Origin of the sequence: Rhodoferax sp. U2-2l, assembly GCF_020594515.1 — a bacterium.
Classification (GTDB): Bacteria; Pseudomonadota; Gammaproteobacteria; order Burkholderiales; family Burkholderiaceae_C; genus Rhodoferax.
Window position 1 is genome coordinate 150160 of record NZ_JAJCTH010000005.1, and the last position, 22874, is coordinate 173033.

Consider the following 22874-nt stretch of genomic DNA (forward strand, 5'->3'; position numbering starts at 1 on the left):
ATGTCCAACCCCTACCCGCCTGTCAAGATCGGCATCGTCTCCATCAGCGACCGCGCCAGCAGCGGTATCTACGAAGACAAAGGCCTGCCCGCGCTGCAGAGCTGGCTGGAACGTGCCCTGAAAAACCCGCTGCAGTTTGAAGCGCGCCTGATTCCCGACGAACAAGCCACGATTGAAGCCACGCTGATCACGTTGGTCGATGCCGGTTGCGCCCTGGTGCTGACCACCGGCGGCACCGGCCCGGCGCTGCGTGACGTGACACCCGAGGCCACCCTGGCCGTGGCGCACAAGGAGATGCCTGGTTTTGGTGAGCAGATGCGCCAGATCAGCCTGGCCTTTGTGCCGACCGCGATCCTGTCGCGCCAGGTGGCGGTGATCCGGGACCAAACGCTGATCATCAACCTGCCGGGTCAGCCCAAAGCCATTGCCGAGACACTGGAAGGCCTGAAGGACGCGGACGGCAAACAGCTGGTGAACGGCATCTTTGCGGCGGTGCCCTATTGCATTGATTTGATTGGCGGGCCGTATCTGGAAGCGGATGCGGCGGTCTGCAAGGCCTTCAGGCCCAAAACGGCTATCCGTACATTTTCATAAGAAGAATAAATAACCAGCCTTATCCAATAAGGCTCGGTCGATCCTGTAAGTAGAGCAATTAAGTGCTGTCACACCCCACCATCAGGCTTTGTCATCATGCCCATCTACCGCTGCAACAAGTGTGGATTCATCGCTGAAACCGTTCCCCTGCTGCCCGGCGGCAAAACCCCCTGCAGCCGTTGCGCCCACCCCAGCACGGTCTATAACACCGTGTTTTTTGTCGAAAAACTCACCGAGCGTTACTTTGCCGCGCTGCGTGAAATTGAGACACTGAAGGCGGCTGACCAGCCCGCACCAGCCATGCCAGGGGCAGCCCCGGAGCCGCCAGTGACGGCCGCACCAGCACCCACCGCCACGACACCCGCCTTGGCGCTGGACCAGCTCAACCTGCACAACACGGCCCTGCTGGCCACGCCCGAGCAGCACCGGCCGCTCCAACGGTGGTTCGAAGCACGCCAGATCGAAGCCCGTTTTGATTACGCAGCCGTCGACACCACCGGCTTTTTTGACGATGCAGCGCGCGCACTGGGTGAGAACTTTGCGCTGTTTGGCGAACTGCTGGATCGCGTCCGCTGGGCCTACCGCAACAGCCACAGCAACGTCAATCTGGAATTGGCCAACCTCAGTCAGAAAGACGCACAGGCGCTCAACAACCTGTGCCGCCAGTTCCACAGCCACTCGCTGTTTGCCACTTACCGTTACCAGAAAGTCGAAAAAATCGTCCGCCTTACGCTGCAGACCGCTCCGACGGTGCGGCAGTTTTTTGAGGGCGGCTGGCTGGAGTGGTTTGTGCTGGTGGAACTGCTGGCGCAGCTCAAGGCCAAAAAACGTCCGTTCTCATGTGCACGCAATGTGAAGGTGGTTTTTCAAAACGAAGACCTGCACGAGATTGATGTGATGACCCTGTTGGACGGCCAGACACCGATCTACATCGAGTGCAAGACCGGCGAGTTCCGCCGCGAAATTGACAAGTTTCTGAAGTTGAAGAAACGCCTGAACTTGAGCCGCAGCCAGTTCATCATCTGCGCCAGCGACCTCACGGACGAACAAGCCAGCGGATTGAGCGCCATGTACGACCTGAGCTTTGCCAACCTTGGCACGTTGTCTGCCAAGCTGCAAGCGGTGATCTGATCTCGGCGACACGACACACCGGGGCGGCCATCCTGAGCGACGACCGGGCAACCATGCCGTCGCGGGTTACGGGATGGCAGAGGTTGACCCCCCGGACCCGGCCCAGACCGCCTTCTGGCAGCCGCCAAACGCCGCTATTTCCCCACCAGCTGATTGAGTTTTTCCGCCTCGAAATGCTCGCTCAGGGTGGCGTCGCCAGGCACGCAGTCAGGCTCGTGCCGGTTGGTTTGCAGAGTTTCTATGGCTTTCCAGAGCATGGCGATCTGGTGCTCGTGGCTGGACGCGTTGTCGATCAGGCCCCGCATGGCCTGGCTCAGCGGGTCGTCGCTTTGCGTCACGCCGTAGGCCGAAAAACCCATTTTGGAGGCCGCCTCTTCGCGTTTGACATCCAACTCGGCCTGGATGATGCGCGCCGGGTTACCCACCGCGGTAGCACCGGCCGGCACGGGTTTGGTCACCACGGCGTTGGAGCCGACTTTGGCACCGTCCCCCACGGTGAAACCACCCAGCACCTGCGCCCCGGCACCCACCACCACACCGCGCCCCAGCGTCGGGTGGCGTTTGGCGCCTTTGTAGAGCGAGGTGCCGCCCAGCGTCACACCCTGGTAAATGGTGCAGTCGTCTCCAATCTCGGCGGTTTCACCCACCACCACGCCCATGGCATGGTCAAAAAACACCCGGTTGCCAATGGTGGCGCCGGGGTGGATTTCGATGCCCGTCAAAAACCGGGTGATATGAGAGACAAAACGCCCCAGCCACTTGAAGCCATGCGTCCAGCAGGCATGGGCCAGCCGGTGCAGGATGACCGCATGCAAGCCGGGGTAACAGGTCAGCACCTCCCAGCGGCTGCGGGCAGCCGGGTCGCGTTCAAGAATGCACTGGATATCGGATCGGATTCGGGACAACATCGCTGGAGTCTAGTTGGCTTCGGGCAACACCTGCGGCAACTCGGGCTTGGGCGCCACTTTGAGCATGGCCTTGGCCATACCACGCAGGATGTGGATTTCCTCCTGGGTGACACCGGCACGGTTAAACAGCTGGTTAAGCCGGGGCATGAGTTTTTTGGGGGCCTGCGGGTCGAGGAAATCAATCGACACCAGCGCCTGCTCCAGATGCGCCAGCATGCCTGCCACCTGCGCCGCATCAGCCAGGGCGGGCGCTGCGGTGGCCGATTGCACCGGGTAGCCGCCCAGCGCCTCGCGCCAGTCATAAGCAATCACCTGCAAAGCTGCGGCCAGGTTGAGCGAGCCAAACTGCGGGTTGCTCGGGATGCTCAGGCACACATGGCAACGGTACACGTCCTCGTTGGCCATGCCAAAACGCTCCGAGCCAAACAGGAAAGCCACCCCAGAGTTGGATGCTTTTTCGGCCTCCAACCCTTGCTCTGATTGGGCTAGCAGTTCCTGTTTCACGAGCGACTGAAAATGCTCACGTGGCCGCACCGTAGGTGGGCCAAAGTCACGCGGGGTCATGGCGGTAGCGCACAGGTGGCTCATGCCATCGAGCGCCTCATCGAGCGTGTCGACAATGCGGCAGTTCTTGAGCACATCGGTGGCGCCACTGGCGCGCTGGATGGTTTCCTCGCGGCGCAGCACATTGGCCCAGCGTGGCGCCACCAGCACCAGATCGTCAAAACCCATGGTTTTCATGGCGCGCGCAGCGGCGCCGACATTGCCGGCATGGCTGGTGTTGATCAGGATGAATCGGGTCTTCATGGTGGGCCGTTAAAATAGACCGATTGTCGCTGCCCCTGAGAGGGTGCCGCGCCACTCCACAACTCACCATGCCACCAACAGCATGGTCACTACCGAGCCACCATGAACTCTCCGAATCTGCACCCAATGATCAATGTGGCGGTGAAAGCCGCCCGCGCTGCCGGGGCCATCATCAACCGCGCCGCGCTCGACGTGGAATCCGTGCGGGTCTCGCAAAAACAGGTCAACGACTTTGTCACCGAGGTCGACCAGGCCTCCGAACAGATGATCATCGAAACCCTGCTGGGCGCCTACCCTGGCCACGGCATCTGGGCCGAAGAGTCCGGCCGTGAACACGGCGCGCGTGATTCCGAGTTTGTCTGGATCATCGACCCGCTGGACGGCACAACCAACTTCATCCATGGCCTGCCGATTTACTGCGTGAGCATCGCGCTGGCAGTGCGTGGCAAGGTGGAACAAGCCGTCATTTACGACCCCAGCCGCAACGACCTGTTCACCGCCACCAAAGGCCGCGGCTCTTACATGAACAACCGCCGCATCCGGGTCGCCAAACGCAACCGGCTGCAGGAGTGCCTGATTTCCACCGGCTTCCCCTACCGCACGGGTGATGACCTGCCCAATTACCTGCGCATGTTGGGTGACATCATGCAGCGCACCGCCGGTGTGCGCCGCCCGGGTGCAGCCGCGTTGGACCTGGCCTATGTGGCGGCCGGCTTCACCGACGGCTTTTTTGAGAAAAACCTGCAACCCTGGGACGTGGCCGCGGGCTCGCTGCTGGTCACCGAGGCCGGTGGCCTGGTGGGCAACCTGTCGGGCGACGCCGACTTCATGGAACAACACGAGTGCCTGGCTGCCAACCCACGCATTTATGGTCAGTTGGTCGGCATTTTGGGCAAGTACAGCAAGTTTGCCGGGGCCGGTGACAAGGCCGCCGTGCGTGCTGCCGTGGCCGAGATGGCCGCAGCCATCCCGGCCGAGCCCAGCCAGACCGCCTCCGACGCACCCTTTTAGCTTGAGATGCCTTGGCGCTCCTCCCGGGCGCCGACCCCGGAATCCTTGAATCCGGGGTGCTGGATGGCGGGTCATGGCACGCCAGAACAAGCTGCTTGAATCCGTCGGGGTGACATGGCCAGCATGACAGTTGGCCGCACCTTGGTCGGCAAAAAGTATCAGGTGTCAATCCAGCTTGACATATGATTGAGGGTTGATGGTGAGGCAGACTAAAGTTTCAAATTTGGACATCTCATGGCACTAACTTTCCCTTTTGCAGCAATCGTCGGACAAGAAGAAATGCGCCTGGCCATCCAGATGCTGGCGGTGGACCCCACCATTGGCGGCGTGTTGGTGCTGGGTGACCGCGGCACCGGCAAATCGACCGCCGTGCGTGCGCTGGCGGACCTGTTGCCCCCGATCAAGGTGGTCAAGGACTGCGCCTATGGTTGTGACCCGGCGGGCAGTTCATTCTGTGAACCGTGCCAGACCCACCAAGAAACCCACAAGCTCAAAACCGAAATGCGCGCTGTGCCGGTGGTGGATTTGCCGCTGGGCGCCACCGAAGACCGCGTGGTGGGCGCGCTGGACCTGGAAAAAGCCTTGTCGCAAGGCATCAAGAAGTTTGCACCCGGCCTGCTGGCGCAAGCCAACCGCGGCTTTTTGTACATCGACGAAGTCAATTTGCTGGAAGACCACATCGTGGACTTGCTGATCGACGTGGCCGCCTCGGGTGAAAACCTGGTCGAACGCGAAGGGCTGAGCGTGCGACACCCGGCGCGGTTCGTTCTAGTCGGTAGCGGCAACCCGGAAGAAGGTGAATTGCGCCCCCAGTTGCTGGACCGTTTTGGCCTGTCGGTCGAGGTGCGCACGCCGCAAGACCTCGACATGCGGGTGCAGGTGGTACGCCGCCGGGACGCCTTTGAGCGCAATCCAACGGCGTTCCGCGCCGAATGGGAAGCCGCCAACACCAAGCTGCGCCAGCGCATTGTGCGTGCCAAAAAATTGATCCATGACCTGCAGGTGTCGGACGATCTGCTGCTGCAATGCGCCACCTTGTGCCACAAGCTCGGCACCGACGGTCTGCGCGCTGAACTCACCCTGCTGCGCGCCACCCGCGCCTACGCTGCCCTGCAGGGCGACACGGTGGCCGAGCTAAAACATTTGCGCGCCATTGCCCCACTGGCGCTGCGGCATCGGTTGCGCCGCAACCCGCTGGACGACACCGGCTCGGGCGTCCGTGTGCAGCGCGCCATGGAAGAGGTTTTGCCTGCATGAACACCCCCGGCCTGTCGCCAGCGAGCCAGGCTTGGCAGGACGCGCAGTTGGCCCTGATGGCACTGCAAGTCGACCCGGTGCGGCTGGGCGGCATCTGGTTGCGTGCCTCCCACGGGCCGGTGCGTGACACCTGGCTGCAGCTGCTGAAAGACGCCAAGCTGAAGACTTTTCGGGTACCGGGCCAGGTGGATGACGAGCGCCTACTGGGCGGTTTGGACCTGGCAGCCACGCTGCAAGCCGGCCAGGTCATTCACCAACCGGGGCTGTTGGCGCAAGCGCACGGCGGCGTGATTGTACTGCCGATGGCCGAGCGCCTGCCGTCCAAGGTGTCGGCACACATCGCCCAGGCGCAAGACAACGGACAGGTGCACGCCACCCACGCCCACATCACCAGCCCCGCGCAGTTTTCGGTGATTGCGCTGGACGAGTCGGAAGAAGACGAGGCGTGTGCTGCGCAGGGGTTGACCGAGCGGCTAGGGCTGTGGCTGGACTTGCGCGACGTCTCCATGGCCCAAAGTGACAACACGCTGGAAGCCTTGGGCCAGGCCGAGTTGCAGGAAGCCATCGCGTTGCTTCAACGCATGGAGACCAGCCACGAGCAGGTGGAAGCCCTGTGCCAGACTGCGCTGGCGTTGGGTGTGGACAGCCTGCGCCCGCCGCTGATGGCGCTGCGTCTGGCCTGCGTCTGCGCCGCGCTGGAAGGCCGTGACGCGGTAGAGCCCAGCGACCTGCAGTTGGCGGCCCGTCTGGTGCTGGGCCCACGCGCGACGCGCATGCCTGCCCAGCCGCAAGACGAGCAGCAGGAGCCCCCACCGCCCGAAGAACCTCAAGAACCGCCACCCGAGCAGGAGCCGGAGAACGAGCCGCCCGAGCCGCCGCCAGAAGACGACCAGAAGCCCGAGCCACCCCAGGAGGCACTTGAAGACGTGCTGCTGGCCGCCGCCATCGCCAGCCTGCCACCCAAACTGCTGGACCGATTGTTGATGGGCAAAGCCAGCACCAAGGCGGCACACGGGCTGGGCAACAGCGGCCAGGCCAAAACCAACAAACTGCGCGGTCGCCCCTTGACGCCGCGCCCCGGCAAGCCCAGCGCTGGCGCGCGTTTGCATGTGCTGGCCACGCTGATGAATGCCGCCCCCAAACAGCGGCTGCGCCAAAACGCCCCGGGCTCCGGGCGGGTGGTGATCCGCAGCGACGACTTTCACGTGCAGCGTTATGCGCAGCAAACGCCGTCTTGCCTGATCTTTGCGCTGGACGCCTCCGGCTCGGCTGCGCAACACCGGCTGGCTGAGGCCAAAGGCGCGGTCGAGTTGCTGCTGGAGCAGTCGTACGCCCGGCGCGACAGCGTCTGTGTGATTGGCTTTAGGCTGGCTGCCGCCCAGGTCTTGTTGCCCCCGACACGTTCTTTGGTGCGGGCCAAACGCGCTTTGAGCGGCTTGCCCGGCGGCGGCGGCACGCCCTTGGCCAGCGGCATCCAGGCGGCATTGCTCCAGGCGCAGATGCTGTATCGTGCGGGCTCCACACCGATGCTGGTGATCCTGAGTGATGGTCGCGCCAACGTCAGTCTGGCAGGCACCGGTGGCCGGGCGCAGGCACGGGAAGATGCCCAGGCCTGGGCGCAGCAGTGGCGCCTGACCGGTTACCCGTCGCTGTGGATCGACACCGCGCCACAGCCCGAGCCGCAAGCGCAGAACTTGGCCAATTTGATGGGTGCCAACTATTTTCCGATGCCGTATGTGCAGGCGCAGCGCATGGCCACCGTGGTGCAGGACCTCAGCGCGCAACTACGCAAACCCTGATGGCGCTGTTGGACGCCCTCTACCCGCCGATGGATTGGGAGGCCAACCGGAAGAGTTGGCCCCACGCCGAACACAGCCGTTTTGTCACGGTACATGGCCAGACCTGGCATGTGCAGACGTTTGGCCAGGGCCCGGTGCTGCTGCTGTTACACGGCACCGGCGCGTCAACCCATTCCTGGCGTGATCTGGTGATGCCGCTAGCCCAGGACCATACGGTGATTTGTCCGGACCTGCCCGGCCATGCCTTCAGCTACTGGAACACCAGGAAAAGCAACTCACTCGACCACATGGCCGCAGGCTTGGCGGCGCTGCTGGCACACCTGGCGGTGCAGCCCAGCGTCATCATCGGCCACTCCGCGGGGGCGGCGGTCGGCGCCCAACTAATCCTCCACCACACCAAGGGATCAGACACGCCCTTGATCGGCCTCAATCCGGCTTGGTTGCCGCTGCCGGGGCTGGCCAGTTGGCTGTTTCCGCCCGCAGCCAAGTTGTTGGCGTTCAACCCGCTGTCAGGTGTGTTGTTTGCCAAACAGGCGGCCAAGCCGTCGGTGGTCCGCAACTTGATGCAAAGCACGGGCTCACAACTTGACGAGGCCGCCCTGAGTTATTACCAGCGCTTGCTGCAAACGCCCTCCCATGTCAGGGGCGTGCTGGCGATGATGGCCGCCTGGCGGCTCAACAAACTGTCACAGCAACTGCCGGGCCTGAAGGGACCGGTGTTCATGCTGATCGGGGGAAATGACCAGACCATTCCGCTCAGTCTGGCCGCCAAAACAATGAAGTTGATGCCCGACACCATCAGCCAAACGTTTGCCAGCTTGGGCCACTTGGCGCATGAAGAAGCCCCCGCCGCCGTGGGTCAGCAAATCCTGGAATGGATCAGGCAAACGGGCCGTTGAGCACGATGGTGGTCCAGTTCAGGTAACCAGCCGCGCTCACCCAGATCAAATACGGCAGCGTCAGGATCGACGCCCAGCGCGACTCGCGCCACAAAAACCACACCAGCGAAAACACCGACAGCCACAGGGCAACCCACTCCACCATGGCCCAATCAGGCCGATGCAGGCCAAAGTAAAGCGCGCTCCACAACATGTTGACCAGGGCGTTGATGACAAACAGCACCAGCACAAAACGCTTGCGAGCGGGTGTGGGCGCCGCCGTCCAGGCGAGTGAGCCGCTGAAAACCAGCAAGGTGAAAATGGTCGTCCAGATGATGCCAAACGCAGCGTCCGGTGGCTTCCAGGACGGCTGCTTCAACGAAAAATACCAGGGGCCGAGCTCGGTCAACCACGAACCGACACCGGCCACGCCAAAGCTGAAAACAAAGGCAATGATCAGGGTTTGCCAACCCCCAAAACGCCTCACACCCGGGCAAAGCCCAGCAGGTGCGCCAGGTCTTTGAAGAAGATGCGGATATGCGCCATCGGTTTCTTGCGCACCAGTTTTTTGTTCATGTACGACTCAAAGGTCAGGCGCTGCACATCCGGGTCTTCACACACCTTGACGAAGCGCTCACGGCGTTTGTCGTTCTGGTACCAGAAGTATTGCAGCAAGCCGAGGATCCAGAAGACCCGGCCATGTTCTTTGAGAAACTGTTTGCGCGCCTGTTTCAGGCAGGTGGCGTCACCGGTCTTGAGGGCGTTTTGAACCGCCTCTGCCACCATGCGTCCGCAGGCCATGGCGTAGTAGATGCCTTCACCCGAAGCCGGTGCCACCACACCCGCTGCGTCGCCGGTCAGCACGATGTCACGACCATTTTCCCAGCGCGGCAGGGGTTTGAGCGGAATCGGCGCGCCTTCACGGCGCAGGGTTTCCACCTCACTCAAACCCGCAATGGCGCGCAGTTTGCCAACCGACCCGCGTAATGAAAAACCTTTGTCCGCACTGCCCGTGCCAACACTCATGGTGTCACCATGCGGGAACACCCAGCCATAAAAATCGGGGGAAATCGGCCCTTGGTAATACACATCACAGCGGTACGGATCGTGCGTCGGATCGTCCACCGGGGCGCGAACAATCTCATGGTAGGCAAACACATACTTGGTTTTTTCAGCCCCTTCGATATGCTGGCGGGCGATTTCAGAGCGGGCGCCATCGGCCGCCACGATCATGCGGGCACGAACGCTTTCAGGCTCACCCACGCCTTGGGCCAGCACCGGGTTGAAGTGCACACGCGCCACGCCATCCGGATCGCGGGTGATTTTTTCGTACACCACACGCAGGCGGGTGGCGCCGTGGGACCGGGCGCGCTCCCGCAGCCATTCATCAAAACTGTCTCGGTTGACCATGGCCACAAAACCGTTTTCGATGTGGATGTCGACCCGGTTGTCTTTGGGTGAAATCATGCGCGCGCATCGCACCTTGGCCACCAACAAGTGGTCCGGAATCTCGAAATCCTTGATCAGACGCGGCGGAATCGCACCACCGCAGGGTTTGGTGCGGCCTTGCCGGTCCATCAACAACACCGACAAACCCTGACGTGCCAAATCATCGGCAGCCGTTGCGCCGGAGGGCCCGCCCCCCACCACCACGACATCATATTGGCTAGTATTCATGACTGCGCCCTCTGCAACTCCGTTGAAAAATAGACCGGGGCCTGTTCAGCCACGACACCGTTGCGATTCACCAAAATGGCGCACCACGCCGACAACGCAAACATCACCGCCTCAAAACCAAACACTGTGGAATAGGCCAGGCCACTGGACGCCACCAGCCAGTGCGCAATGTCACTGGCAGCGGTGCCCAGGATGCCACCCAAGCCAAAGGCAATCGCCTGCGCCGCGCCCCACAGGCCCATACGTGTGCCTTCGTGGCCCTGCTCGCCTTGGGTTGACAGGCGCATCATGGTGGCGATCGCGGCAATGGAAAAGGCACCGTTGGCGACACCCAGCAGCACGATGTTGGCTTTCAAGGGCCAGTTTTGCCCTTGAACACCCGCCATGGACAAACCGACCATCGCAAGCGCCGAGACCAAACAGCCCCAGACCATCCAGCTTTGCACGCTGCCCAGACGCCCTTTCACCCGCTCCCAGCCCACCAAAGCCACCCACAACATGCCCGCCAACACGGCACCGTGCTGCAAACCCGCCAGTTGCGTGGTCTGGCCCGGACTCATGCCAAACACGTCACCCGCGAAGGGTTCGAGAATCAGATCCTGGGCGCTGTAGGCCAGCATCGACAGAAAAACAAAGATGGTGAAGGTCCGGGCCTGGCGTTCGCGCCAAACCTGAATCAGCGTTTCCTTGAACTTGCTGGCAGATCGAATTTGCGGAGATTCACCCGCAGGTACGTCTTTTACACTGCGGGTGTCTTGCCCTTCCAGCCCCCACAAACTCAGGGCGGCAACACCAATCACCAGCACAGCCAAACCTGCCGTGACGCGGATCAATTGCGCTGGTGTGTAAGGATCGATCAATTTGCCGACGGTCACCGCCGTCATGGCAAACCCCAGGATCATCATCATCCAGACCAGGGTTGCTGCAGGTGCGCGCCGACTGTCAGGCACACGTTTGGCCATCAGCACCAGCAAGGACGTACCACAAGCACTCACGCCCAGACCAATCATCGTGAACGCCAGGATGCACAACCCCAGCCCCCAACCGAAGGCGGTTTGCATCAACACAGTCGCCACGGAGGCCAGCAAACCGCCTGCCGCCAGCACAATCACACCGCCCAGCATCCAGGGTGAGCAGCGCCGACCCTGATCGGCACCAAACCCCATACGGGGCCGCACCATCTGCACCAAGTAATGCAAGGCCACCAGCAACCCAGGCAACAGCGCCGGCAAGGCCAGCTCCACCACCATGATGCGGTTGAGTGTCGAGGTCGTCACCACCACCACCGCACCCATACACGCCTGCACCAACCCCAGACGCATCACATCCAGCCAACCAAAAACCCGCACAGAGCTCATGGCAACACCTGGTGAAGAAAGTGCAGCGCCCACGCACTGACCATCATGCCCGAGACGTACAGCGGCACGCCAAATGCACTGAGCATCAGCGCTTTTTCAATAGGCTGACGGATGAACGTCAGCATCAACGGCAGTTGCGCCAGCACCAGTGCCAAAACGCCAGCAGCGTGCCAGGGTTGTGCCCAAAACAGCAAAAACCCAATCACGACAAATTGGGGAACCAGCATGATGACGCACGCGGCCTTGGCTGCCCCCAGCGGCCCCAATTGAACAGGCAAGGAGCGCACACCCATCTGCTTGTCACCTTCGATGGCCTTGAAATCATTGAGTGTCATGATGCCGTGCGCGCCAATGCTGTAAAGCAAGGCCAATAACAGCGACTCGCCATGCGGCAATGCGCCACCCAGCATCACAGCGCCACCGGTCACCCATGCCAAACCCTCATAACTCAAGGCACACGCGGTGTTGCCCCACCAGCCATTGAGCTTCAAGCGCAATGGCGGCGCACTGTAGGCCCAGGCCAGCACCAAACCCAGCGCGCAGGCCCAGAAACCCCAGGTACCCAAGCCCCAAGCCCAGACCAGCGACAAAACACTCCACAAAACCGCGATGTAAAAACCCCACCGTCCGGGCATGCGGCCGGAGGGGATGGGGCGATTCGGCTCATTGATGGCATCGACATGGCGATCGAACCAGTCGTTGACCGCCTGGCTGCTGGCACACACCAGCGGACCGGTCAGGACCAAGCCGAGGAAAATCAGCAACCAATTGGCGCTGAAGCTCTGCGCGGAGGCCACCACACCACAGGTGAAGGCCCACATCGGCGGGAACCAGGTGATCGGTTTGAGCAGTTCGGCAACTGTGGAAATCGAGGGGCGAGCCATCTCGCGATTTTGACTGACCCGCCAAAAGGTGTCAATTAATACTTACACTTTGGCGTGAATTATTTGTCAATGGATGCTGCTGACTTCCATGTCACTCACCATCTCGAAGCGGCGCAGTTTGACGTACAGACTTTGCCGGGACAGGCCCAGCATTTCCGCCGCAGAGGCGCGGTTGTTCCGGGTCAGCTCGAGAGCAGACTGAATACACATCTTCTCGATCATGTCGACGGTTTCGCCCACAATGTCCCGCATCGGCATACGCCCCACCAGTTTGGAGAGTTCGGCCACTGAGCTCACCATGCTTGCGCCCGCGACCGGCGTCTCTGTCGCGCGGGTACGCTCCACATCCCGGATATAGAAGGCGTAGTACGCCTGGTCGGTGTTGAGTGTCAGTGCCGAAATCTCGACCGCTATGGTTGAGCCCGCCATCACCCTCAATTCGGTTGCAAAATCTTTGACGACCGTTTGGGAGCGCAAATTGGTCAACAACACGCCCCAATCAACGCCACCGCGAACCAGCCAGTTTTCCAAAGGCTGACCGTAAAGCTGCGACAGCGCCGTCACCCCCAGCATGGTCATCAATTCGGCGTTGGCAGACTTGATGACGCCTGCACGGTCCGTTGAGACAAAGCCGTCGGGCGAATGCTCCAGCGCCTCACTGAATAGCAATTGTTGATCGGCTGCCGAGGCTGGCCTGGCCACGATCCCGTGTGGCAGCAAACGCACCAGGAAGTGGGGCCCACTCTCTTGCCGGAACACCGATGCCGAAACCGTGCAATCACCGCTGGCACCCACAAATCTCGCACGACACATTTCAATGCGACCGGTCGCATGCGCCATGCGCAACAGTGACTGAATCTCGTCGCGGTAAGCGGGCTCGAAACACTCGGTGACATCACGACCCACCAGTTTTTTATGATTGTCCTTGACGAAAACTTGCGCGCTTGAATTGGCATCAAGGACGCGAAAACTCAGCCCATCCACCAGCAAAACCGCTTCGTTACCCGTTTCAAACAAGATACGGTATTTGGTCTCGATGTGACGCAAACGCAAATAGTCCCGCTCGATGGACTGCTGCGTTTCAATCAGACGTCTTTGGAGTGCCGCGATCGACTCCATGTCCCGACCCAGCGCCAAAAATCTGCCTTGGTCGTCCAGTTTCAGGACCGCATACTGCACCGGCAGGTCTGACCCTTTGCTCATCGCATGGTTGACCTGACGCCAGCGCAAATCCTCGTCAGCACCTTGCGAAGCGGCCAGCATTTCTTGAACCTTGACGCGGCTCTCACTGGTCACTGTGCTCAGCCAGGTGCGACCGACCCAAGTCTGGCAATCCAAAGCAAGCACATCTGCCTTGCGAGCAGAAACGTCTTCTATGACACCGTCGTTGTCCAGGAGAAGAGCAATATCGAATGCTGCTCGGACGAGCCGCGCAAAGGCATCTTCTGTCAGGTTACCGAGCTTCATTGCACCATATCAATTAAGTTGTGTTCGTCGATCCAGAAGGTGTCAAGGATAGTGCGTCGGATTGGCCATATGCACCTTTCTGACCTGCTGGTAGGCAAGTTTTTCAGACTCACGCGCATCACCACCCAATAAATCGGCACCCAAGGTGGCAAGCAGGTCGCGATCCAGCGCCACCATGGGACCGCCCACCATGAACTGCATTTTGGGATTGAGCGAAGCCTGACGGGCCTCATCAATCAACTGCCGAAGCGCCTCCACACCTCGGTCAGAGCAAATGGAGAACCCTGCAATATCGACCCGATGCCGTGACAACTCTTCCAAAACATCAGCATCAGAGTGGATGGTCATGCTCATCACGTCCCAGCCACTGCGCCTGAAAAACTCGGTCAACATCACGGCACCAAAGCTGTGTTGCGAATGAGGCGTCGAAAAAAAGATCGCCCGATAGCCATTGGTCTTGCGTTGGGTTTGACTCAAAAATTGAGGGCTGAACTGATACAGAATTTGCTGCAAACAGTGAATACTCATGGTCACCTGCGCAAAGTCGATTCGGTCAGACGTCCACCAATCGCCAAGCAGGCGCGCCGTTGGCGCCAACCCGTTCAAGTAGACATCTTCAAGATCAACACCCGCACTGCACCACGATTGAACCAAGGACACAGCATCTGCACACTGGTGCAAACAGGCTTCAGCCAAGGCCTCAACTTGGGAGATTTCGAAGACACCAAGGTCTGAACGAGCCCGCATTGAAGACATATGTTCCTGTTGAAACTGGTCCGCACAAGAACCACAACTGACTTGCCCTGAGAAGTGGTCGGCGCAGAATTTCGCACTAGTCGCCTTGTCAGCTGTCTCAACTTGAGAGTTGCAACTGTTTGCTTGGGACAATTTTACCGATAAACCCCGTCAATGTAAAAAAAATAATACGTCAAGTTATGTTGACACTTTCGCTGCCAACAGCTACAGTGAAACCCTGAAGTTCCCCCACATCCCACATGTCAAATTCAGTTTCCAGCCCTCGCATGTTGTACAGCCCAGAACAGAAACGTCGTCGGGACGAGTCAGTTTGGACGTTGGTGCAAGGCATTCTGGCGCCTTTGCAATTTTTGATTTTTTTGATCAGCCTGGGTCTGGTCATTCGCTGCCTCACGACGGGAGAAGGTGAGTCTGCAGCACTGGTGTCGGTGGTCGTCAAGACGATGGCCCTCTACATCATCATGTTGACCGGCTGCATTTGGGAAAAAGTGGTGTTTGGTCAGTACCTGTTTGCCCCTGCCTTTTACTGGGAAGATGTCTTCAGCATGCTGGTGCTGGCGTTGCACACCGCTTATTTATATGTCTGGTGGACCGGGGCACTGCCCCCTGTGCAACAGCTCTGGCTGGCCATTGCGGCCTATGCGGCGTACTGTATCAATGCGGGGCAATTCTTGTTAAAACTTCGGGCTGCCCGCTTGCAAGCAGAAGGTGTTCGAAAGAATTCTGGCGACGCCGCTCGGCCCCACGCCCAGACAGGGAGTGCCGCGTGAGTGCCGTGATTCCCATCCATCGTGACGACGCCCTCGGCTGCGGCAACGCGCCGGTCCTGTCGGAGAAAGGACAACGCGAGGTTTTTTGCGGCCTGACCGGCATCATCTGGCTGCACCGCAAGATCCAGGATGCGTTTTTTCTGGTCGTTGGCTCGCGCACTTGCGCCCATCTGATTCAATCAGCGGCAGGTGTAATGATCTTTGCCGAACCGCGTTTTGGCACAGCCATCATCGACGAGCGAGACCTAGCGGGTATTGCAGACGCCAATGACGAGTTGGATCGTGTGGTATCTGAGTTGCTGGCTCGCCGCCAGGACATCAAGCTGCTGTTCTTGGTCGGCTCCTGCCCGTCTGAAGTGATCAAACTTGACTTGTCACGCGCGGCCGAGAGATTGAGTCGTCAGCACCTCCCGCATACCCGGGTTCTGAGTTATTCCGGAAGCGGCATTGAGACCACCTTCACCCAAGGCGAGGATGCTTGCCTGGCCGCGATGGTGCCAACCCTGCCACCCAGAGCCGACAGCGGCAAACACCTGTTGATTGTGGGCACACTGGCCGACGTGGTGGAAGACCAGCTCGGCGCCTTGCTTCGCAAAATGGGCATTGAGCGCTTCGACTTTTTTCCACCTCGTAAAAGCACCAATCTGCCCGCCATCGGACCGGAAACCGTTTGTTTGCTGGCGCAGCCATTTCTGGCGGACACCGCCAAACAGCTGGAGACCAGGGGTGTCCAACGCCTCAGTGCAGCCTTCCCGCTCGGTGCGGAAGGCACTACCCAGTGGCTGAAGGTGGCTGCCAAGGCATTTGGTATTGATGACCGTCGGTTTGACGAGGTGACGCAAGCGCCACGCCAGCGCGCACAGCAGTCCGTGGCACGTCATCAAGCCCAGTTGAAGGGCAAAAGCATCACTTTCCTGCCGGATTCGCAGCTTGAAATTCCCTTGGCACGATTTGTCTACCACGAGCTACAGATGCACTTGCTGGAGGTCGGCACCCCTTACCTGCATCGTCAGATCATGGCGCCTGAACTGGCGCAACTACCCAGCAGCACCCGCTTGAGTGAAGGCCAATCGCTGGAACTGCAACTGGACCGTTGTGAGGCTGATCAGCCTGACCTGATCGTCTGCGGCCTCGGGTTGGCCAACCCGCTGGAAGCGCGTGGTTTCACCACCAAATGGTCCATAGAGTTGGTGTTCACGCCGATCCAGGGCTACGAACAAGCGGGAGACCTGGCTGGCTTGTTCAGCCGTCCTTTGTTGCGCAAACAAAAACTTGTTGCTTAAGTTTCACCCACATGCAACTCACCCTCTGGACTTACGAAGGCCCACCCCATGTGGGCGCCATGCGGGTCGCCACGGCGATGACCGATGTTCACTATGTTCTGCATGCGCCGCAAGGGGACACCTACGCGGACTTGTTGTTCACCATGATCGAGCGCCTGCCCAGACGCCCCCCGGTGACCTACACCACTTTCCAGGCCAGGGATCTGGGGGGTGACACGGCGCAGCTTTTCAAAGACGCCGTGTCCAGCGCGTTCGAGCGCTTCCAGCCCAAGGCGGTCCTGGTGGGGTCATCCTGTACCGCTGAATTGATTCAGGACGATCCGGGCGGGCTGGCGCAGGCGCTGAATCTGCCGGTGCCCGTGATACCGCTGGAGTTGCCTTCCTACCAGCGCAAAGAAAATTGGGGCGCGGCGGAAACTTTTTATCAGTTGGTCAGACGTCTGGTCAAGGCACCTGTGGCAGCCGTTTCATCGGAAGCACGCAAACCCTGCTGCAACATTTTGGGGCCGACCGCCTTGGGGTTCAGGCACCGCGACGACGTGCGCGAAATTACCCAACTGTTGCAGAGCCTCGGCATCGACGTCGCGGTGGTCGCGCCATTGAACGCGTCGGTTCAAGACCTTCAGAATCTGGCGCAGGCCGACTTCAACGTGGTCCTGTATCCCGAAGTGGCCAACACAACGGCGCAGTGGCTGCAACGTCAATTCAACCAACCGTTTACCCGTGTGATGCCCATCGGTGTAGCGGCCACCCGAGAGTTCATTCAGGAAGTGGCAGCGCTGGCAGGCGTTGTTGTGCCACCTGACCTTGAAAAAAATGCCCGTTCGGTCTGGTTCTCCAGGTCAGTTGACTCCACCTACCTGACTGGCAAACGTGTTTTCCTGTTTGGTGATGCGTCACATGTGGTGGCGGCGGCACGTTTTGCAGCGGACGAAATGGGCTTTGAGGTTGTCGGTATCGGTACCTACAGCCGTGAATTCGCCCGGGAGGTCCGCGATGCGGCCAAAAAGTACCAGGTTGAGCCTCTGATCACCGATGACTACCTGTTGGTCGAAGAGCAAATCAAAAACCTGCATCCGGAACTCATTTTGGGCACCCAGATGGAGCGCCACATCGCCAAGCGGTTGGGCATTCCGTGTGCGGTGATCTCCGCGCCGGTGCATATTCAGGACTATCCGGCCCGTTACGCGCCCCAGATGGGTTTTGAAGGCGCCAATGTGTTGTTCGACACGTGGGTCTACCCGCTGATGATGGGACTGGAGGAGCATTTGCTCGGCATGTTCCGTGATGACTTTGAGTTTCACGAAGGCGCTGCCCCGTCCCATCTGGGGTCGGTTCGCAGTCAACCCTTGGAGAGCCTGGCACCCGTCAAAGCAGAAGTTGCCCCGATCGTGGTGCCCAACCCAAGCGCTGCGCCCATCACCACCACCTCCTGGAGCGCCGACGCTGAAAAGGAACTTGGAAAGATCCCGTTTTTTGTTCGCGGCAAAGCCCGCAGAAACACAGAACGCTTTGCCATTGAGCAGGGCGTGAGCACCATCACCGTGGAGACGCTATATGACGCCAAAGCACACTTCAGCCGCTGATCCGGCGGCGTTGCCGACGCCGATCAAGGTGGTCTTGCTGACCATGGACAACCATTTGGCCAGCGCCGCTGAACGATCTTCCAAGACACTTCGGAAAACTATTCCAGGGCTGGCCTTCAAGATTCACAGCGCGGCGTCCTGGCGCGACAACAACGACGCGCTGGCCAGCAGCATCGCCGATGTCAAAAATGCCGACCTGGTGATCGTCACCATGTTGTTCATGGAAGACCACTATTTGCCCGTGATGGAGGCCCTCAAGGCGCGCCGTGACCAATGTGATGCCATGGTGTGCATCATGTCCGCGCCTCCGGTGATGCAACTGACCCGCATGGGCAAGTTCACGATGGGGGGGCAATCGGGCGGCCTGGTCGGGTTGCTCAAAAAATTGCGCCCGACGCCCAAAGAAGGCTTCAAGAAAGAGGAGTCCAGCAGCGATGCCGGGGCCAAGCAGATGGCCATGTTGCGCAGGTTGCCCAAGTTGCTCAGGTTCATCCCGGGCACGGCACAGGACGTGCGGGTCTTTTTCCTGACCATGCGTTATTGGCTGGCCGGCTCGGAACAGAACGTGAGCAACATGGTGCAGATGCTCATCAAACGCTACGCCAGCGGGCCACGTCAGGGTTTGCGCGATCTCGCTCACCCGCAAGACCCACTGGAGTATCCAGACGTCGGTATCTACCACCCCCGCATGAAGATGCAACTGTCCGACCAGTTGGCAGATTTGCCCAGCGGCGCCAAACAACAGCCCACGGTGGGCTTGCTTTTGTTGCGCTCCTACCTGCTGGCAGGCAACGCGGCCCACTACGACGCGGTCATCCAGTCGCTGGAAGCCAAAGGTTTGCGCGTGATACCGGCTTTTGCCAGCGGTCTGGATGCGCGACCAGCGATCGAGAAATATTTCAAATCCTCTGGCAAAGTCAGCATTGATGCGCTGGTGTCACTGACAGGTTTTTCTCTGGTGGGCGGGCCGGCCTACAACGACTCCAAAGCGGCCGAGTCCATCTTGTCCAGCCTCGATGTCCCCTACCTGGCGGCGCATCCGCTTGAGTTCCAAACGCTTGACCAGTGGGGCGGTTCCAACAGGGGCCTGCTGCCCGTGGAAAGCACCATCATGGTGGCTATTCCCGAGCTGGACGGTTCAACCGTTCCCATGATTTATGGCGGTCGCCCCGGCGCCGACGGCGCCATTTGCGCGGGTTGTGGGCGGCTGTGCAAATTCACCGACCAAAACAAAACCGAGGACATGTTTGCCTGCGTTGAGCGCATCGAGATGCTGGCAACCCGGGTGTCCAAATTGGTGGCGCTGCGCCGCACGAAACGTGAAAACCGCAAAATTGCCATCGTTTTGTTCAACTTCCCGCCCAACGCAGGCGCGGTCGGAACGGCGGCGTTTTTGTCGGTCTTTGAGTCCCTGTTCAACACCTTGACCTCGTTGGCCAAACAAGGCTATCGGGTGAACGTGCCAGCCAGCGTGGACGCCTTGCGGGACGCGGTATTGAAGGGCAATGCCGCCCAATACGGCACCGAAGCGAACGTCCACGCCTTGATTCCGACCGAGCAGCACGTGCAGCAGGAGCAGTGGCTCAATGAGATCGAAGCGCAATGGGGCCCGGCACCAGGCAAACATTTGACCAACGGTCAAAACATTTTTGTGCTGGGCGCGCAGTTTGGCGAGGTGCTGGTGGCGCTGCAGCCCGGCTTCGGTTACGAAGGCGACCCGATGCGCCTGTTGTTTGAGTCCGGCTTGGCGCCAACCCATGCGTTCAGTGCGTTCTACAGGTACCTGCGCCAGGAATTCAACGCCGACTGTGTGCTGCACTTTGGCACCCATGGCGCCCTGGAGTTCATGCCTGGCAAACAGGCGGGCATGTCGGGCAACTGCTGGCCGGAACGCATGATCGGCGCGCTGCCCAATGTCTACCTGTACGCCGCCAACAACCCGTCAGAAGGCGTGTTGGCCAAGCGGCGTGCCGCTGCCACCTTGATCAGCTACCTGACACCCACCCTGGCACAAGCTGGTTTGTACAAAGGGCTGATTGAACTGAAGCAATCTCTGGAGCGCTGGCGCGCCCTGGAGCCGGGTGCCGACACCGAGCGCCCGGAACTGGCCTGCATGCTGCATGAACAGGCGGTGGCCTTGGACCTGAATGTCCCCGCTTTGACGCCCGAAACCATCCAGGCCCATGCCAGCGACACCCACGTGCCCTGGATCGATGCACTGCAGGCGCAAATTCTGGAGATGGAATACGCCCTCATCCCCGAAGGATTGCACGTGATTGGCCGCGCGCCAACCCGTGAACAACGGCTGACCACCCTGAACGCCTTGGCTCAGGCCATGGACATTGACAACCCGGCGTTGATGGAAAGCCTGGTGGATGGTGCGTCTGAAAAAGCCTTGATGCCTTTGGCCAAGGATTTGAACACCGCACAACTGGAGTCCTTGAAACAACTGGTGTCGACCAACTTCCTGTTGGGCCAAGACAGCGAGATGGAGGGGCTGATCAAGGCGCTGGACGCGCGCTACATTGCCCCTGCGCCAGGTGGTGACCTGTTGAGAAACCCCAAGGTTTTGCCGACCGGGCGCAACCTGCATGGCATTGACCCCTTCCACATTCCCTCGGCGTTTGCCGTGAAAGACGGCCAGCGCCAGAGCGACAAACTCATTGCCCGTTTCATGAAAGACGGTGGCAAGTTCCCTGAAACCGTCGCCATGGTGCTGTGGGGCACCGACAACCTGAAGTCCGAAGGCGGCCCGTTGGCACAGGCGCTGGCCTTGATGGGGGCCATGCCGAGGTTCGACACCTATGGCCGCCTGGCCGGTGCGTCACTGATGCCTTTGCAGGAGCTGGGTCGCCCGCGCATTGACGTGGTCATCACCTTGTCGGGCATTTTCCGCGACCTGCTGCCGATGCAGATCCGTCTGCTGGCCGAGGCTTCCTTCCTGGCCGCCAGCGCCGACGAGCCGGAGTCGCAAAACTTTGTGCGCAAACACGCCCTGGCCTTCATGGCTGAACATGGGGGCGACATGGAAGCTGCATCCTTGCGCGTCTTTGGCAACGCAGAAGGCGCTTATGGGGCCAATGTCAACCAACTGGTCGACTGCAGTGTCTGGCAGGACGAAGACGAACTGGGCAACTGTTTCACCCAGCGCAAAGGCTTTGCCTATGGGCGCGAGGGACGCCCCGTGCGCAACAACGCCGTGCTGCAAAGCACCCTGGCCAGCGTGTCCCTGACCTACCAGAACCTGGATTCGGTCGAGTTGGGCGTGACCAGCATCGACACCTACTTTGACACGCTGGGCGGTGTCAGCCGTGCGGTGCTGCAAGCCAAACACAAGATTGAAGGCAGTCAGGCCAGCGCGCCGCCGGTCTACATTGGTGACCAGACCCAGGGCGACGGTGTTGTCCGTTCACTGACGGAGCAGGTGTCCCTGGAAACCCGCACCCGCATGTTGAACCCCAAGTGGCATGAAAGCATGCTGCAGCATGGCTACGAAGGTGTGCGCCAGATTGAGGCCCATCTCACCAACACCATGGGCTGGTCGGCCACCACCGGCCAGGTGCAGCCCTGGGTGTACCAGCAACTGGCCCAGACATTTATTCTTGATCCGGAGATGCGCGAACGTCTCGCTCAGCTCAATCCGGTGGCGTCGACCAAGTTTGCCAACCGGTTGCTGGAGGCCTCGCGTCGACAATATTGGCAACCCAGTGCCGAGACCATGGATGCGCTGCGTCTGGCGGGTGAAGAACTGGAAGATCGACTTGAAGGTGTTTACGAAGGAGTTCCTGCATGAATGAAACCGCCTCGGTACCCGTGTCTGCGATACGGCGTGGCAGTCGTCCAACGGATGGCGAAGGGAGTGTGCAGGTGCAGCTCGACCCCGCCGTCAAGATTGGCACCGCCAAGGTATTTGCGGTCTACGGCAAAGGTGGCATTGGCAAAAGCACCACGTCATCCAATCTGTCCGTGGCGTTCAGCAAGATGGGCAAACGTGTGCTGCAAATCGGCTGCGACCCGAAGCACGACTCCACCTTCACCCTGACCAAAAAACTGATGCCGACGGTCATTGACGCGCTGGAGGCCGTCAACTTCCATGCGGAGGAGTTGCGGATCGAAGACTTTGTCTACCGCGGCTACAACGGCGTCATGTGCGTGGAGGCTGGCGGTCCGCCCGCTGGTACCGGCTGTGGCGGTTATGTGGTCGGTCAAACCGTGAAACTGCTCAAGGAACACCATCTGCTGGAAGACACCGATGTCGTGATTTTTGATGTGCTGGGTGACGTGGTCTGCGGCGGGTTTGCCGCGCCGCTGCAGCACGCCGACCGGGCGCTGATCGTCACTGCCAACGACTTTGATTCCATCTTTGCGATGAACCGCATCGTTCAGGCCATTGGTGCCAAAGCCAAAAATTACAACGTCCGGCTGGGTGGCGTCATTGCCAACCGCAGCGACGCCACCGACCAGATCGACAAGTTCAATGCGGTGGTGGGCCTCAAAACCATGGCCCACTTCCCGAACCTCGATGAAATTCGTCGCAGTCGCCTGAACAAATCCACCCTGTTCGAGCTGGAGCCCACGCCAGCGGTCAAAGCGGTCCAGGACGAGTACATGCGCCTGGCCGCCACGCTGTGGTTGGGCACCGACCCCTTGCCGGCGGTTCCCATGAAAGACCGCGATATTTTTGACTTGTTGGGTTTTGACTGAAGGC

19 protein-coding genes are annotated in these 22874 nt (G+C 60.2%); 11 read left to right on the forward strand and 8 right to left on the reverse strand.

All coding sequences use genetic code 11. The annotated features are described in order from the left end of the window. Together mog and LHU53_RS06565 are read left to right on the forward strand one after the other, a co-directional pair. Nucleotides 1-594 (forward strand): molybdopterin adenylyltransferase, encoded by a 594-nt coding sequence (gene mog / locus LHU53_RS06560; RefSeq protein WP_227331471.1) that lies wholly within the window; start codon nt 1-3, stop codon nt 592-594. Nucleotides 595-690: 96 nt separating this feature from the next. Then, nucleotides 691-1725 (forward strand): hypothetical protein, encoded by a 1035-nt coding sequence (locus LHU53_RS06565; protein ID WP_227331472.1) that lies wholly within the window; start codon nt 691-693, stop codon nt 1723-1725. Nucleotides 1726-1859: 134 nt separating this feature from the next. Here the strand turns inward: LHU53_RS06565 and cysE are convergent, their stop codons facing one another. Both cysE and LHU53_RS06575 read right to left on the reverse strand, forming a co-directional pair. Continuing rightward, nucleotides 1860-2633: a serine O-acetyltransferase gene (gene cysE / locus LHU53_RS06570; RefSeq protein ID WP_227331474.1), complete on the reverse strand. Its 774-nt coding sequence runs from the start codon at nt 2631-2633 to the stop codon at nt 1860-1862. A gap of 9 nt (nt 2634-2642) precedes the next feature. Further along, nucleotides 2643-3440: an RNA methyltransferase gene (locus LHU53_RS06575; protein ID WP_227331476.1), complete on the reverse strand. Its 798-nt coding sequence runs from the start codon at nt 3438-3440 to the stop codon at nt 2643-2645. 102 nt (nt 3441-3542) lie between these two features. On the opposite strand from LHU53_RS06575, the gene LHU53_RS06580 reads away from it, so the two are divergent. From LHU53_RS06580 to bchO, 4 genes are all read left to right on the forward strand, one after another. Then, the gene (locus tag LHU53_RS06580; RefSeq protein ID WP_227331478.1) at nt 3543-4451 is read left to right on the forward strand and encodes an inositol monophosphatase family protein; all 909 of its coding nucleotides are present in this window, start codon (nt 3543-3545) and stop codon (nt 4449-4451) included. Between the two features lie 234 nt (nt 4452-4685). After that, a complete protein-coding gene (gene bchI, locus LHU53_RS06585) occupies nt 4686-5708 on the forward strand; it encodes a magnesium chelatase ATPase subunit I (protein ID WP_227331487.1) in 1023 nt (340 codons plus the stop codon). Further along, entirely contained in the window at nt 5705-7507 is a 1803-nt protein-coding gene (locus LHU53_RS06590; RefSeq protein WP_227331488.1) for a magnesium chelatase subunit D, read from the forward strand. The genes bchI and LHU53_RS06590 overlap by 4 nt, the downstream gene beginning before the upstream one ends. Next, complete coding sequence (bchO, locus tag LHU53_RS06595; protein WP_227331489.1) at nt 7507-8406, forward strand: alpha/beta fold hydrolase BchO; 900 nt, start codon at nt 7507-7509, stop codon at nt 8404-8406. The genes LHU53_RS06590 and bchO overlap by 1 nt, the downstream gene beginning before the upstream one ends. Here the strand turns inward: bchO and LHU53_RS06600 are convergent. The 6 genes from LHU53_RS06600 to LHU53_RS06625 form a co-directional block, all read right to left on the reverse strand. Next, nucleotides 8387-8872 (reverse strand): TspO/MBR family protein, encoded by a 486-nt coding sequence (locus LHU53_RS06600; RefSeq protein WP_227331490.1) that lies wholly within the window; start codon nt 8870-8872, stop codon nt 8387-8389. The genes bchO and LHU53_RS06600 overlap by 20 nt on opposite strands. Beyond that, entirely contained in the window at nt 8869-10062 is a 1194-nt protein-coding gene (locus LHU53_RS06605) for a geranylgeranyl diphosphate reductase (RefSeq protein ID WP_227331491.1), read from the reverse strand. Before LHU53_RS06605 ends, LHU53_RS06600 begins: the two co-directional genes overlap by 4 nt. Further along, nucleotides 10059-11420, reverse strand: a complete 1362-nt coding sequence (locus LHU53_RS06610; RefSeq protein ID WP_227331492.1) for a BCD family MFS transporter — start codon at nt 11418-11420, stop codon at nt 10059-10061. Before LHU53_RS06610 ends, LHU53_RS06605 begins: the two co-directional genes overlap by 4 nt. After that, nucleotides 11417-12304, reverse strand: a complete 888-nt coding sequence (gene chlG, locus LHU53_RS06615; protein ID WP_227331493.1) for a chlorophyll synthase ChlG — start codon at nt 12302-12304, stop codon at nt 11417-11419. The genes LHU53_RS06610 and chlG overlap by 4 nt, the downstream gene beginning before the upstream one ends. A 66-nt stretch (nt 12305-12370) precedes the next feature. Next, complete coding sequence (gene ppsR / locus LHU53_RS06620) at nt 12371-13771, reverse strand: transcriptional regulator PpsR (RefSeq protein ID WP_227331495.1); 1401 nt, start codon at nt 13769-13771, stop codon at nt 12371-12373. Nucleotides 13772-13813: 42 nt separating this feature from the next. After that, nucleotides 13814-14527 (reverse strand): B12-binding domain-containing protein, encoded by a 714-nt coding sequence (locus LHU53_RS06625; protein ID WP_227331497.1) that lies wholly within the window; start codon nt 14525-14527, stop codon nt 13814-13816. Nucleotides 14528-14793: 266 nt separating this feature from the next. Here LHU53_RS06625 and bchF point away from each other — a divergent pair, with 266 nt between their 5' ends. The 5 genes from bchF to bchL are packed head-to-tail and all read left to right on the forward strand — an operon-like array spanning nt 14794 to nt 22870. Continuing rightward, on the forward strand, nt 14794-15297 hold the full coding sequence (gene bchF / locus LHU53_RS06630) for a 2-vinyl bacteriochlorophyllide hydratase (RefSeq protein ID WP_227331498.1): 504 nt from the start codon (nt 14794-14796) through the stop codon (nt 15295-15297). Continuing rightward, nucleotides 15294-16580 (forward strand): ferredoxin:protochlorophyllide reductase (ATP-dependent) subunit N, encoded by a 1287-nt coding sequence (locus LHU53_RS06635; protein WP_227331500.1) that lies wholly within the window; start codon nt 15294-15296, stop codon nt 16578-16580. The genes bchF and LHU53_RS06635 overlap by 4 nt, the downstream gene beginning before the upstream one ends. Before the next feature lie 11 nt (nt 16581-16591). Next, nucleotides 16592-18166 carry a ferredoxin:protochlorophyllide reductase (ATP-dependent) subunit B gene (bchB, locus tag LHU53_RS06640; RefSeq protein WP_227331502.1) on the forward strand — a complete coding sequence of 525 codons (1575 nt, stop codon included), beginning with the start codon at nt 16592-16594 and terminating at the stop codon, nt 18164-18166. Next, entirely contained in the window at nt 18138-21959 is a 3822-nt protein-coding gene (locus tag LHU53_RS06645) for a magnesium chelatase subunit H (protein ID WP_227331503.1), read from the forward strand. The genes bchB and LHU53_RS06645 overlap by 29 nt, the downstream gene beginning before the upstream one ends. After that, nucleotides 21956-22870 carry a ferredoxin:protochlorophyllide reductase (ATP-dependent) iron-sulfur ATP-binding protein gene (gene bchL, locus LHU53_RS06650; RefSeq protein WP_227331505.1) on the forward strand — a complete coding sequence of 305 codons (915 nt, stop codon included), beginning with the start codon at nt 21956-21958 and terminating at the stop codon, nt 22868-22870. Before LHU53_RS06645 ends, bchL begins: the two co-directional genes overlap by 4 nt. Nucleotides 22871-22874: the final 4 nt, after the last annotated feature.